The organism is Neolewinella lacunae, assembly GCF_014349155.1.
GTDB lineage: Bacteria > Bacteroidota > Bacteroidia > Chitinophagales > Saprospiraceae > Neolewinella > Neolewinella lacunae.
On record NZ_JACSIT010000141.1, the window covers coordinates 82,062 to 95,139 of the forward strand.

Consider the following 13,078-nt stretch of genomic DNA (forward strand, 5'->3'; position numbering starts at 1 on the left):
AGCGTTTTACTTCATCACCTCCCAGAGGTCTTCCCAGCCTTTGCGGTTGCGGACGACGACTTCGAGGTACTCCCGCCAGATGGGGCCGTCCTGGCCCTGGTCTTTGATGACGGCGCCGGAGAGGCTGGCCACGAGAAATTCGGGGGATAGCTCGCCGCCGCCGAAGTGGTGGCTGAGGGCGCGGGACTGGTTGACGACCGAGATGGCCTCGGCGGTGGAGAGGGTGGCGCTGGGGGGTTTAAGCTGGGTGCGGCCGTCTTCGGTGCGCCCAGTGCGGAGTTCGCGGAAGATGGTGACCAGGCGGCGGATTTCGGCGGCGGCGTCTTTTTGGATGGGGGGGAGTTCCATGCCGGCGGCGGCGGCGCTGCTGCGGTCGGTGACGATGCGGATTTCCTCTTCCAGGGTGGCGGGCAGTGGGAGGACGACGGTGTTGAAGCGCCGGCGCAGGGCGCTCGAAAGTTCATTGACGCCTTTGTCGCGGTCGTTGGCCGTAGCGATGATGTTGAAACCCCGCACGGCGGATACGGCGGTATTGAGCTCGGGGATGGGCAGGATCTTTTCGGAGAGGACAGTGATGAGGGCATCCTGAACATCGCTGGGGATGCGCGTGAGTTCTTCGAGGCGGACGAGTTTGCCCGTCTGCATCCCAATCATTACGGGGCTGGGGACGAGGGCGGCGGCGCTGGGCCCTTCGGAGAGCAAGCGGGCGTAATTCCAGCCGTAGCGGAGGGCGTCTTCGCTCATGCCTGCCGTCCCCTGAACGAGGAGGGTAGAGTTGCCGCTGATGGCGGCGGCGAGGTGTTCGCTGACCCAGGTTTTGGCCGTGCCGGGGACGCCTACGAGGAGGAGGGCCCGGTCAGTAACCAGGCTGGCTACGGCTACTTCGAGCAGGCGGCGGTCGCCGAAATACTTGGTGCTGATTTCGGTCCCATCGGGCAGGGTATCGCCTGCGAGGTAATTGACTACCGCGCGGGGGCTCAGCAGCCAGCCGGTGGGGCGGGGCAACTGATCGGAGGCAGCGAGGGCAGCCAGTTCGGCGGCGTAGGCCGTCTCGGCGTGGGGGCGAAGAACAGCGGGGGCAGCGGGGGTTTTGGCCACGGGGCAGATTTTGGCCCCAAGATAAAGCCATCTTTTCCTTCGCCGCCCGGGGGGCGTAAAATGGCCGACAAAAGCGGGTGGAAAAAAGTGCATTAATTTGGCGCTGCTTGCAACCCTCTATTGCGCCTGCCGTCCTTCTTAACATACCGCACTACAACGCAAAAACAGTGGGAGCACAACCAACCATAATACCAATGCCGACAGCAGCCGACTTTCGCGACACACACCGCGAACTTGTGCTGGGCTGCCAGCGTAAAGACCGTAACGCCCAGCGTGCGCTCTACGGCCACTACGCCAAGCCTATGTACAACTTGTGCCTGAGAATGCTCCGCCATTCCCACGACGCCGAGGACGTCTTACAGGTAGCCTTTGTAGACGTTTTCAGCAAGATTGACACCTTCAATTTCGAAGCCTCGATCAGTGCCTGGATCAAGCGAATCGTAGTAAACCGTTGCATCGATCACCTGAAGAAGCGGCGCTTGCTGACCACGGACTTTGACCCCGACCGCCACGACATCATTGCGGATACGACGGACACTGCACCTGCGGTCAGCGCCGAAAAAATGAGCGTCGAGCGCATCAAAAAAGCTACCCTGGAGCTGAGCGAAGGCTACCGGGTGGTCCTATCGCTCTATCTTTTCGAGGGCTACGACCACGAGGAGATTGCCCAGATTCTGGACATCAGCGTCGGGACCAGCAAATCACAGTACAGCCGGGCCAAAAAGCGCCTGGCCGCATTATTAAACGAACAAAAATAATCCTCCCTATGCCTACTGATAAGCTTGAGGATTTCATCCTCCAAAACCGGGAAACTTTTGACGCCGAAGCCCCCGCCGAGGGCGTGTGGGACCGCATCGAGGCGGCGCTCTGCGTACAAGAGGATGACTGCGACCCCTTCGAATCTTTCGTTGCTAAGCGGCGGGAAGACTTTGACGGAACTACCCCCCCTCCCCGGCTGGAGGGCCGGATCTTTGCGGCCCTCGACGAGGTGGAGACGGCCGCAACCCCGCAACTACGAACGGTCCAGCGCCGACGGGCCTGGCTGCCCCTGCTGGGCATTGCGGCCAGTTTGCTCCTCCTGTTGGCCACCGCCTTTACCCTGGGCAACAGCCGGGGCTACCGGAGCGCCGAAGAAGACCGGCTGGCGGCAGAGATTGCGCGGATTGACCCCGACTTTGCCGAAGTCGAAAGCTTTTACCGCAGCAAAATTGCGGACCAGGTGACGGCGGTGACCCAGGCTAATCACGATCCTCAATTGATTGAAGACCTGGCGGCCATCGACGAAGCAACGGAAGACATCCGCAATGCGCTACTCGAAGTGCCCGTTTCCCAACGCGCCGACCTCGTCCAAAAACTCATCGGCACCTACCGTACCAAACTCGATATTCTTCTCCGCATCCAGCGGCAATTACCCCCTCCCCCAATGGAGGAAGCAACTACTCAATCAAACAACAATGAAATTTAAACACATCATCAGCGCCCTGCTGCCCATCCTCCTGCTGTTGGCAGGGACAGAGCTGGGGGCAGCCCCCTGGCTCAGGGCCCAGGACTTTGAAAAGAACTATTCCAAAACCTTTCCCATTTCCGGCAATGGAACCGTACGCCTGGACAATCGCTACGGGGAGATCAAGGTGGAAACCTGGACCCGGAGCGAGGTACAGATTGATGTACGCGTGAAAGTTTCCGCTTCCTCCAAGGAAAATGCCGACCGCGCCTTCAACCGCATTGAAATCACCTTTTCCGGTTCGGGCAACAGCGCTTCGGCGGTGACTTCCATCGGTGAGGGCGGGAACAAGAGCTGGTTCCGGCAGGTAATGGACGGCGACTGGGGCTGGAACAACAATTCCAACGATTTCCGCATCTACTACACCGTGAAAATGCCCGCCTCTGCTAATCTGGAAACCACGGCAAAGTACTGCGACGTCAGTCTGCCCAACCTGAATGGCAATACCGTGCTGACGGTTGGTTACGGCGATTTGGTAGCTGGCGACCTGGCCGGCACCAACGAAATCTCCGTCTCCTACGGCTCGGCCCGCGTCGCCCTGCTGGGAAAAGAAAGCTCGTTCAAGGTACGCTACGGCGAAGGGGTGCTGACTAAGGTAGGCGACCTGCGGTACGACGGCCGCTACAGCGACTGCCGCATCGGGACGGCCAAAAAGCTCACGGTGGACATCGGCTACGAAGAGCTCGAAATTGAAAGCGCCGAAGAACTGCGCATGACCGGGAGCTACAACGACCTGGAAATTGCCAAGGTGGGCCGCATCTTTTTGGATGGCAATTACTGCGACTTCTCTATCGGCCGCGTCACCAAAGAGATCGAAGTAGACGGAAGCTACGGCGACCTGGAAATTGAAGACCTAGCCGCCGGCTTCGAGCGGGTCTATATCCGCACCCGTTACATTGACGTGGTCCTTGACGTGGAGGCGGGCGCTGGCTACACCATGGATCTTGTGACCCGCTACGGCGACATCTCCATCGACGAAAGCCGGGCCAAAGTGAATTCCTCCAAAGAAAGCAACAGCCGGACCGTCAGAGGCACTATGCCGGGTAACGGCATGGGAAAGATCGACATCAGCACCAGCTACGGCGATATCGAAATCGATTAACTCCAGATTTAAGTGTTTTTACTAGTCTCAAATGGTTGTGAGGTGCTCCGCTTTCCGGGGCACCTCTTTTTTTTTCAGCGGCACGCTAAAGACTGGCTTGGCGCGAGTGGCTAACTTGTTTATCCCGAGAATGCTTATCTTTGCGCTCGCTTTCGAGCCTCCCGCCGGGAGGCAACAAAACAATTTGGAAAATGGCAAAGAAAAACAACATCGGACGTCGCCCCACTGGCACGCCAAGCACGGGCCGAAAAGGCGGTACGGGGACTACCACCGTAGAGGGTGATGATACTTTAGTAGACATCGTTGAGGTACGCAACCAGGGCCTGGACTTCTTCGAACGCCACCGGAACACGATTGTGTACGGTGCGCTCATCGTTGCCGCCCTCGTGATTGGGTACGTCGTTTACAATACCTTCGTGAAGCTGCCCGCCGAGAAAAACGCCGCTGCCGAAATGCAACAGGCCCAGGTGCAGTTTGAGCGCGACAGCTTTGCCCTGGCGCTGACCAACCCCGGACAGGGCTTCCCCGGTTTCCTGGACATCATCGATAACTACGGCAGCACCGAAGCCGGCAACCTGGCCAACTACTACGCCGCCGTGAGCTACCTCAACCTCGGGCAGTACGAAGCCGCCCTGGATTTTGCCAAGTCTTTCAAGGCCAAGGGTCGCCTTCTGCCCACCATGAAGTTTGGCGTCATTGGCGACGCAGAAAGCGAACTCGGCAATACGGAAGCCGCCATGGATGCCTACCAAAAAGCCATCGATGCCGCAGGCGACAACTTCCTGACCGGCGGTTACTACCAGAACAAAGTAGCCCTCCTGCTGCGCACCCAGGGCCGCAACGAAGAAGCCCTCACCGCCTTCCGTCGCCTGAAGTCCGATTTCGGCCAAAGCCCCGAAGCCGCCGCTGCCGATAAATACATCGCGCTGCTCGAAGCTGGCCAATAAGGCGCTTTAGCTCCCGGACACTCGTCCGGGACGGATTGAATCAAATAGTAAGCGCGGTACCGGATGCATCCGGTACCGCGCTTACTATTTGGTGGCAGCAGCAGGGTCCGCTTATTCCCTACGCCATCATCTTCATGGAGCGTTCGATGAAGGCCTTCAGGTCGGCACCGGAGAGCATTTGCTGGCTCAGCAGGGCCAACTGGTAGAGGTGGCGGGCACTTTCCTCGCGCTCGGCGGTATCGGTTTTGGCCAGCAGGCCAGACTTTACCACGGGGCTGTTGGCGTTGATGATGACCTGGTACATATCGGGAAACATGCTCGTATCCATGCCCTGGAGCATCTGCATCTCCTTCATCCGCCGCATGAACTCGGGGCGAACGATTTGCACGGGCGCATCGGTGGTATCCAGGGGCTTAACTTCAACGGAGCCGGCCTGGCCGACGATGCCTTTGAAGAGTTCCGATACCGTGCCGCGCTCTTCTTCGGAGAGCAGGTTTTCCTTCTCTTCGTCTTTCTGCACGAGCTGATCGGGGGTGGCCGAGTCTACCCGTACGAAAGTGATTTTTTCTTCCTTTGCCTCCAGCGACTGGATGAAGGGCGCATCGATGGCGTGCTCCAGCTGAAGAACGTCGTAACCCCGGTCGGTGGCGGCGCTCACCAGGGTGTGCTGCTTTTCGGCGTCGGCGGTGTAGATGCCCACCAGCCGGTCGTACTTATCGGTCTGATTTTCCTTGATGCGCTCGCGGTACTCTTCGAGGGTGAACTTCTTGCCCTCCGTGTTTTCCAGCAGGACGAACTTGGTGGCCCGGTCGTAGAATTTCTCCTCGGAGATCATGCCGTACTTTACGAAGACGCCGAGATCGGCCCACTTAGACTCATAGTCTTCGCGGTTGTCTTTGAAGAGGCTGCTGAGCTTTTCGCCCACCTTCTTGGTGATGTAGCTGGTGATTTTCTTGACGTTGGAATCCGCCTGGAGGTAGGAACGGGATACGTTCAGCGGAATGTCCGGTGAATCGATCACGCCGTGGAGGAGGGTCAGGAACTCGGGGACGATTTCCTTGACGTTATCCGTAACGTAGACCTGGTTGCTGTAGAGCTGTATCTTGTTGCGCTGCAACTCCAGGCTTCCGGAGAGTTTCGGGAAGTAGAGGACCCCGGTGAGGTGGAAAGGGTAATCGATGTTGAGGTGGATCCAGAACATCGGTGGCTGGCCCATGGGATAGAGCTCGCGGTAGAAGTCTTTGTAGTCCTGGTCCGTCAGGTCCGCCGGGTTTTTCTTCCAGAGTGGGTCAGTGTTGTTGATGATGTTATCGACCTCGGTCTCTACCTTTTTGGGCTTGGGTTTTTCTTCGCCTTCCACTACGGCTTCGTCGGACTCTTCGTAAGTCGTTTCGGTACGGGTACCAAAGCGGATGGGAACGGGTAAGAAGCGGGCGTACTTATTGAGGAGGGCTTCGATTTCTGCGTCCTGGAGGTACTGCTTGCTGTCTTCGGAGATGTGGAGGATGACGTCGGTACCGTAGAAGTCGCGTTCGGCGGGGCCGATTTCGTAGCTGGGGTCGCCTTCGCAGGTCCAGCGGACGGCTTCGCTGCCTTCCTGGTAGGATTTGGTGACGACTTCGACGCGGTCGGCGACCATGAACGCGGAATAGAAGCCCAGGCCAAAATGGCCGATGATGCTGGCTTCGTCCTTGTACTTGTCCACAAAATCCTGGGCGGAAGAGAGGGCAACCTGGTTGAGGTACTTTTTCACCTCCTCTTCGGTCATTCCGATGCCGCGGTCGCGGATGGTCAGTGTGCCGGCGGTTTCGTCGATGAGGATATCGATGGTGGTATCGGTTACCGGGTCTTTGACCTCGCCTTTGCGGGCCAGGGTCTTGAGTTTGCTGGTTGCGTCAACGGCGTTAGAGACGAGCTCGCGCAGGAAAATTTCCTGATCGGAGTAAAGAAACTTCTTGATGATGGGAAAGATGTTCTCCGTTTGAACCGAGATATTGCCTTTCTGCATAGTCATTATGATGTTGGTGTTGGGGTCGGTTCCGCAAACTGCGTTCCAGCCGTATCGTCCTGACAAGTTGTCGGCCGGCATCGGGCCTGGCTCCTTGTCCGTTCTCCCCCCGTCGGGGGGTCGGGGGGGAGCACCTGCGGCCGCGCCCTAACGATAAAACGGTGTCGCGCGGACGACTCCATAGCGAAGCCAATTGGAACGATGCTCCGCTAAAAACCCTATCTTCCCGGCATGAAAAAGCGCATCTACCTCCTGGCCCTCTGTTACTGCCTGCCGCTCCTGTTGCTGGCCCAACCCCCCGAGAAAACGCTGCCGGTCTTTGCCGACGGGGAAGCCCAGGTGGTGCCTGGCTTTGCGGATGAGAGTAAGTGGATTCGCCACGATTTGTGGGTAGAAACGACGTTTGATACCGACGGCGACGCGCGGCCCGACCGCATGCACGTGAGCGTGACGCGGCCGCCGCAGACCGAAACGGAGGGCCTGAAACTGCCTATTGTGTACGTTACCAGCCCCTACTTTGCGGGGGTCGCCGAGGGCGGGCAGGAGTTGTTTTGGGACGTGCGCCACGAGTTGGGCGTTGCGGGGCCGGAGCACATCCACCCCGAGGTGGTGCGGCGGGGGAAGCGCCCCGTCATTTCGAATTCTCACCTGACGGAATGGGTGCCGCGGGGTTACATTGTAGTTCATTCCTCCTCGCCGGGGACGGGCCTTTCGCAGGGGGCCCCGACGGTGGGTGGCCCCAACGAGTCTTTGGCTCCCAAGGCCGTCATCGATTGGCTCTGCGGCCGCGCCAAGGGCTACACCGAAGCTACGGGCGGCGAAGAAGTGAAGGCCTACTGGTCTTCCGGCAAGGTAGGCATGACGGGCACCTCCTACAACGGCACCCTGCCCCTGGCGGCGGCCACTACGGGCGTGCCCGGGCTGGAGGCCATCATCCCCATCGCCCCTAACACTTCCTACTACCACTATTACCGCTCCAATGGCCTGGTGCGGTCGCCGGGCGGCTACCTGGGGGAAGACATTGACGTGCTCTACGACTTTATCCACAGCGGCGATGAAGCCAAGCGGGCCTACAACAACGCCACGGTGCGCGATAAGGAAATGAAGGAGGGCATGGACCGGATTACGGGCGACTACAACGACTTCTGGGCTGGCCGCGACTACCTCAACCACATGGCGGGGATGAAGGCGGCCCTGCTGATGTCGCACGGCTTCAACGACTGGAACGTGATGCCCGAACACAGCTACCGCATCTACGCCAAAGCGCGGGAGATGGGCCTGCCCGCCAAAATCTATTACCACCAGGATGGTCACGGGGGGCCGCCGCCCATGTCGATGATGAACCGCTGGTTTACCCGCTACCTGCACGGCGTGGAGAATGGCGTGGAAGATGAACCGCGGTCCTGGATTGTCCGCGAATACGCAGACCCCCAGGAACCCACGGCCTACCCCGACTACCCGCACCCGGAGGCCCGGGAGGTCACCTTCTACCCCAGCGCCGGTGCGCCGGGCGTGGGCGGGCTGGGCACCACGCGGACCAAAGCCATGAAAAAAGAAACGCTGGTGGATAATTTCTCCTTCAATGCGGCGGCCCTGGCGGCAGCTGACTACACCGAGCACCGCCTCTTGTACGCTACCCCCGTGCTGGAAAAAGACGTCCACCTTTCGGGCACGCCGCGCGTGACGGTGCGCCTGGCCAGCAGCAAGCCGGCGGCCAATCTCTCCGTGTACCTCGTTTCCCTGCCCTGGGAGGAAAAGCGGCGTGGCCGGATTACCGACAACCTCATCACGCGCGGCTGGGCCGACCCGCAAAACCGCACTTCGCTGCGGGAGAGCGCGCCGCTCGTCCCCGGCACTTTTTACGACGTCACTTTTGACCTTATGCCCGACGACCAGGTGATCCGCGCCGGGCAGCAAATCGGGCTCCTCATTTTTTCCAGCGACAAAGAGTTCACGCTCCACCCCCAACCAGGCACGCAGCTGACGGTGGATTTGGCGGGGACTTCGGTTACCTTGCCGATTGTGGGGGGGTGGTAGTGATGGGGGAGGTAGATTGCTTGCGGGGAACCTTTCGCGAAATAATTTCACTAGATCATCTTGGATTTCCTTAAAAACTTTGCCAACCTAGCCGATAAGCTGTATTTTGCGTGAAAATATCACGCGCATGTTGATTCGAGTCGTCCTGGAAAACATCTTCTCCTTCGGGAAGCAGCGGGAGTTTAACATGCTCCCATACAAGCGTCTAGGGACATTACCCCATCACCAGTATGACCTGGGGGGCATCTCTCTTTTGAAAATGGCCAGCGTCTACGGGGCGAATGGGGCGGGAAAGTCCAATTTGATCAAAACATTGGAGCTGCTACAGTCTTTCGTCCGGGAAGGCAAATATCCCTATGGCCTCAAGGATTCTGCCTTCAAGTTCAACTCCGGCCCTGGAGTTCCCCAGACCATTGCCCTTGAGTTTATCGAGCAAGATATTGCGTATGTATATGCCGTTCAACTCAAAGGCAACGTAGTATTCAGGGAAGAGTTATACCGATCAGGTTTATCTGATGCAGAAGACGTACTGATCTATGAACGTTTCACCAAGGAGGACAAAACGGTAATTAATTTTGCAGAAGGGTTCAATAGTTCTGACCAAGGGAAAGTTTTGAAAGACATCTTGGTATCCGATTTCATTCACCCGGATATACTTATCTTAAAACTTTTGTCTAACAGAGAAAGTGACTATTTTGACGATTGCCGAAAAGCATTCCAATGGATCACCAAAACGTTAGTCATCATACTTCCTGCTTATAAGCCGAATGCACTAGCGGAAATACTCGATAATAACAGTGGCTTCAAGTCTTACGCAGAAGACATGATGCGTGCTTTTAACGTTGGTATTTCTTCTTTGCAGATAGAGAAGAAAAGCGTTCAGGAGTTCTTTGGAGAGGACAATGAAAGAGATGTATTTTCCATATTGGAAATGCTGGAGGATTCTCCTGGTTCCCTGGTAAGAAGCCGAACCCAAGGAAACGATGACTATGTAGTAGTTAAAGAGAACGATAAATACTGGGTGAAACAACTCCGCATCAACCACAGCACATTAAATAAAGAAGCCGCATTTGACCTGGCTGAAGAATCCGATGGAACCAATAGGCTACTGGACTTCGTGCCAGCTTTCCGGGCCTTGAGCGAAGGGAGAAAGGTATTCTTGATTGACGAGATAGAAAGGAGCATCCATCCGCTTTTGATCAAGAAATTGGTGGAAAAATTTTCTTTGGATACTTCCAGTCAGGGCCAGCTCATCTTCACCACCCACGAATCCAATCTCCTGGACCAATCGATTTTCAGGCAGGATGAAATCTGGTTTGCGGAGAAAGATACTTTGGGCAGTACTGATTTGTATTCCCTAAGTAAATTCAAAGAGCACAAAACGCTTGACATCCAAAAAGGCTATCTTTCCGGTCGCTACGGTGCTATTCCGTTTCTGAACGACCTTGAAACCCTAAACTGGCACCAGTATGATACTGAAGAAGCGACTCTTTGAGCGGGAAGAACCCAGCGAAGACGCCAAAAAAATATTCATATTCTGCGAAGGTAAGAAGCGAGAAAACGCCTATTTCAATTATTTCAAAGCAATTGATAGTCGCATCAACATCGAGGTCTACGAATTGAGTGGCCAGGAAGACAACTCTCCTTGGGGCCTGTACAAAATCGCTGTTTCATCCATTTACGGTGACCCAAAAAATAATATTTTGCCAAAGTACGAAGCCCGCCCTTCCGACGAAGTTTGGCTGGTCATTGACCTTGATACGGACAAGTTCGACTCTAGGACTCCGCAGATTGCCCACATCAATGCTGCAATAGCCACCAAAAGCAATTGGGCCCTGGTAAAAAGCAACCCTTGCTTCGAAGTATGGCTCTATTACCATCATTTGTCCGCTAAACCAGAAATTGAAAATATTGACACTTGCAGAGCGTGGAAATCATATGTAAATACCGAAATCCCTGGGGGATTTGACTCAAGAAAGCACCCCCTTCTTATTTCTACCGCCATCGCGAATGCTGTGGCCAACTTTAGCCCGAACCAATTAGAAGTGGGCACAACCGAGGTCCACTTACTGGGCCAAAGCATTTACCACACCATCAAGGATAAAATTGATGCGATTTTGGGTGCGCTATAAAAGGGGTTCCAGTTAGCCAGTCGCTCTCCTTGAAAATCTCCTTTACCTTTGCCCCATGCCCCATCCAGGGTAACCCCGCTACCGCCGATACTTTTTCCATGACAACGAATTCCCCCGATCTATCCACCGCCATCCGGGCCGCGCTGGGCGAGTTGCGCGCGGCCGCCGCTGCACTCAACCGGCAGCCCGTGGAGCGCTTCAACGCCTGCCTGCGCACGCTGGCCGACCTGACGGAGGCCAACACCGCCACTTTGCTGGACGCCAACGCCGAAGACTTAGCCAGGATGGACCCTGCCGACCCCAAGTACGACCGCCTGGAACTGACCCCGCTGCGCCTGCGCGCCATTGCAGAAGACCTGCGGCGGGTGGCGGAACTGCCCAGTCCGCTGGGGCGGGAATTGGAAAACCGGGCCCTGGGCAATGGCCTCCGGCTCCGTCGCCTGAGTGTACCCATCGGCGTAGTAGGGGTAGTCTTTGAATCGCGGCCCAACGTTACTTTCGACGTCTTTGCCCTTAACCTCAAGGCGGGCAACGCCACGGTGCTGAAGGGGAGCCGCGATGCCGCCGCCAGCAACCTGGCCATCAAAAAACTCATTGACGCGGCGCTCATCACAACGGGCTTACCCGCCGCCTGCTACCTGGCGCCAGCCGAACGCAGCGCCCTGGCCCCAATCCTCCAGGCCGTGGGCCTGGTAGACGTCATCATCCCCCGTGGCAGCCAGGGACTGATCGATTTCGTCCGGGACAACGCCAGCGTACCCGTCATCGAAACCGGCGCGGGCATCTGCCACACCTACGTCGATGCTACCGCTCATCTGGACTGGGCCCGCAACATCATCACCAACGCCAAAAGCCGCCGCGTCAGCGTTTGCAATGCCCTCGACTGCCTCTTGCTGCACCGCCGGCAATTGCCGCATTTACCCGGCTTGCTCACGGAACTGGGAGAAAAACACCGGTGCGAAGTCTACGCCGACCCCGCCGCCTACGCGGCATTGGAGGGATACTACCCCGCCGACCTGCTCCACGCCGCTACGGCAGACAGCTTCGGAACCGAATTTTTGAGCATGCGCCTGGCGATTAAAACGGTGGATGACCTGGCCGAAGCCACCGAGCACATTGGCCGCTACGGCAGCCGCCACAGCGAAGCCATCGTCAGCGATGACCCCGCGAGCGTTGAACGGTTTTTGCGGGAGGTCGACGCCGCCGTCGTTTACGCTAACACCAGCACGGCCTTCACCGACGGCGGGCAATTTGAGCTCGGCGCCGAAATCGGCATCAGCACCCAGAAATTGCACGCCCGCGGACCGATGGGCCTGGACGCCCTTACGAGCTACAAGTGGCTGGTGGAAGGAGAAGGGCAGGTAAGGGAATAAAGGGGGAAAGGAATAAAGGGGGAAAGTAGGAAGGGAATAAAGGATTAAAGGCGGAAGGGGGTAAGGGGAAAAAGGAGTAAGGGCGCGGCCGCAGGTGCCGGGCAAGTCGTGAAAGCGAGGCATGAGCCTGCTGTGCAGTCACTCGCTCGGGAAACCTTGTCGATAACTGCCAAAACCGCAATCCTATTCCAGCAAGGTGGGAGGAACGGGCGCGGCGGCTTCCAGCACGAGGGTATAACCTGATGCCTCTACCAGGAAGGTGATCGTCTCGATCAAGGCGTTGCCTTCGGTGCGGGCTTTATCGATGAGGTGGCTGCTGAGGGCCTTGTCGCGGAGCCGTTCTTTGGCCTGTTTGTTCATCAGGCTGTAGTCTTCGGCGGTGAAGGTATTGAACCAGCTCTCTTCGAGGTTGCGGTAGACCAACTCGTGGTCGATGGCTAAAATCTCGGGGTCCGGGAAGTTGCTGAGGGTGACGGTGCGGGTGGCCTCGTCTACGTGGATCTCCAGTTGTTCCAGGTCGTAGCCGACCAGGACGGTGCCCTGGACCTGCACCATCGCCTCCTTGCGGAAGGTAAAGCGGGTAGGCAGCGGAAGGTAAAAAGTGACGTCCCTGGTTTGGCCGGAGTTGAAAATTTCGCTCACGTCTCCTTCTACGGTGACCAACTTAGTGACCTTACGGACGCGCTCCAGCAAGATGGTGGCCTCTTCTTTGGTAACCTGTTGCCCGGTATTGCTGAAGCCCCAGAAGGCGGCGATGCCCAGCAGAAAAGCGAGCAAGGCGACGATGAGGAGGATAGGGATGCTGCGCATGGGCGGAAGATTTTTGGAAAGATGGGGGGTGGCTTCGGTGGGTCGCCTGCCTTACAAACGCAATTTA

Annotated in this window: 11 protein-coding genes; 8 read left to right on the plus strand and 3 right to left on the minus strand. The window is 57.3% G+C overall.

Going from position 1 to position 13,078, the window contains the following annotated elements; genetic code table 11:
- Window positions 1-6: 6 nt before the first annotated feature.
- Window positions 7-1,107, minus strand: a complete 1,101-nt coding sequence (locus H9S92_RS16085; RefSeq protein WP_406612230.1) for an ATP-binding protein — start codon at window positions 1,105-1,107, stop codon at window positions 7-9.
- 185 nt (window positions 1,108-1,292) lie between these two features.
- On the opposite strand from H9S92_RS16085, the gene H9S92_RS16090 reads away from it, so the two are divergent.
- The 4 genes from H9S92_RS16090 (at window position 1,293) to H9S92_RS16105 (ending at window position 4,651) form a co-directional block, all read left to right on the plus strand.
- On the plus strand, window positions 1,293-1,856 hold the full coding sequence (locus tag H9S92_RS16090) for an RNA polymerase sigma factor (protein ID WP_187467716.1): 564 nt from the start codon (window positions 1,293-1,295) through the stop codon (window positions 1,854-1,856).
- Between the two features lie 8 nt (window positions 1,857-1,864).
- Window positions 1,865-2,563 (plus strand): hypothetical protein, encoded by a 699-nt coding sequence (locus H9S92_RS16095; RefSeq protein ID WP_187467717.1) that lies wholly within the window; start codon window positions 1,865-1,867, stop codon window positions 2,561-2,563.
- Window positions 2,553-3,704, plus strand: a complete 1,152-nt coding sequence (locus H9S92_RS16100; protein ID WP_187467718.1) for a DUF4097 family beta strand repeat-containing protein — start codon at window positions 2,553-2,555, stop codon at window positions 3,702-3,704. Before H9S92_RS16095 ends, H9S92_RS16100 begins: the two co-directional genes overlap by 11 nt.
- Window positions 3,705-3,895: 191 nt before the next feature.
- On the plus strand, window positions 3,896-4,651 hold the full coding sequence (locus H9S92_RS16105; protein WP_187467719.1) for a YfgM family protein: 756 nt from the start codon (window positions 3,896-3,898) through the stop codon (window positions 4,649-4,651).
- A gap of 118 nt (window positions 4,652-4,769) precedes the next feature.
- Here the strand turns inward: H9S92_RS16105 and htpG are convergent, their stop codons facing one another.
- Entirely contained in the window at window positions 4,770-6,659 is a 1,890-nt protein-coding gene (htpG, locus tag H9S92_RS16110; protein ID WP_187467935.1) for a molecular chaperone HtpG, read from the minus strand.
- A 231-nt stretch (window positions 6,660-6,890) separates the two neighbouring features.
- Between htpG and H9S92_RS16115 the strand changes: the two genes are divergently transcribed.
- The 4 genes from H9S92_RS16115 (at window position 6,891) to H9S92_RS16130 (ending at window position 12,201) form a co-directional block, all read left to right on the plus strand.
- Window positions 6,891-8,696, plus strand: coding sequence for a Xaa-Pro dipeptidyl-peptidase (locus H9S92_RS16115; protein ID WP_187467720.1), 1,806 nt, complete (start codon window positions 6,891-6,893; stop codon window positions 8,694-8,696).
- Window positions 8,697-8,823: 127 nt separating this feature from the next.
- Window positions 8,824-10,191: an AAA family ATPase gene (locus H9S92_RS16120; protein ID WP_187467721.1), complete on the plus strand. Its 1,368-nt coding sequence runs from the start codon at window positions 8,824-8,826 to the stop codon at window positions 10,189-10,191.
- Window positions 10,166-10,828 carry an RloB family protein gene (locus tag H9S92_RS16125; protein ID WP_187467722.1) on the plus strand — a complete coding sequence of 221 codons (663 nt, stop codon included), beginning with the start codon at window positions 10,166-10,168 and terminating at the stop codon, window positions 10,826-10,828. Before H9S92_RS16120 ends, H9S92_RS16125 begins: the two co-directional genes overlap by 26 nt.
- 98 nt (window positions 10,829-10,926) lie before the next feature.
- Entirely contained in the window at window positions 10,927-12,201 is a 1,275-nt protein-coding gene (locus tag H9S92_RS16130; protein ID WP_187467723.1) for a glutamate-5-semialdehyde dehydrogenase, read from the plus strand.
- Window positions 12,202-12,384: 183 nt separating this feature from the next.
- Here the strand turns inward: H9S92_RS16130 and H9S92_RS16135 are convergent, their stop codons facing one another.
- Window positions 12,385-13,011 carry a DUF4230 domain-containing protein gene (locus tag H9S92_RS16135; protein ID WP_187467724.1) on the minus strand — a complete coding sequence of 209 codons (627 nt, stop codon included), beginning with the start codon at window positions 13,009-13,011 and terminating at the stop codon, window positions 12,385-12,387.
- Between the last annotated feature and the right edge of the window lie 67 nt (window positions 13,012-13,078).

Excerpts from the sequence above, each read along its gene's own strand:
- H9S92_RS16090 (WP_187467716.1), top strand. The coding sequence starts at position 1,293 with ATGCCGACAGCAGCCGACTTTCGCGACACACACCGCGAACTTGTGCTG.
- H9S92_RS16095 (WP_187467717.1), top strand. The coding sequence starts at position 1,865 with ATGCCTACTGATAAGCTTGAGGATTTCATCCTCCAAAACCGGGAAACT.
- H9S92_RS16100 (WP_187467718.1), top strand. The coding sequence starts at position 2,553 with ATGAAATTTAAACACATCATCAGCGCCCTGCTGCCCATCCTCCTGCTG.
- H9S92_RS16105 (WP_187467719.1), top strand. The coding sequence starts at position 3,896 with ATGGCAAAGAAAAACAACATCGGACGTCGCCCCACTGGCACGCCAAGC.
- htpG (WP_187467935.1), bottom strand. The coding sequence starts at position 6,659 with ATGCAGAAAGGCAATATCTCGGTTCAAACGGAGAACATCTTTCCCATC.
- H9S92_RS16115 (WP_187467720.1), top strand. The coding sequence starts at position 6,891 with ATGAAAAAGCGCATCTACCTCCTGGCCCTCTGTTACTGCCTGCCGCTC.
- H9S92_RS16120 (WP_187467721.1), top strand. The coding sequence starts at position 8,824 with ATGTTGATTCGAGTCGTCCTGGAAAACATCTTCTCCTTCGGGAAGCAG.
- H9S92_RS16125 (WP_187467722.1), top strand. The coding sequence starts at position 10,166 with ATGATACTGAAGAAGCGACTCTTTGAGCGGGAAGAACCCAGCGAAGAC.
- H9S92_RS16130 (WP_187467723.1), top strand. The coding sequence starts at position 10,927 with ATGACAACGAATTCCCCCGATCTATCCACCGCCATCCGGGCCGCGCTG.
- H9S92_RS16135 (WP_187467724.1), bottom strand. The coding sequence starts at position 13,011 with ATGCGCAGCATCCCTATCCTCCTCATCGTCGCCTTGCTCGCTTTTCTG.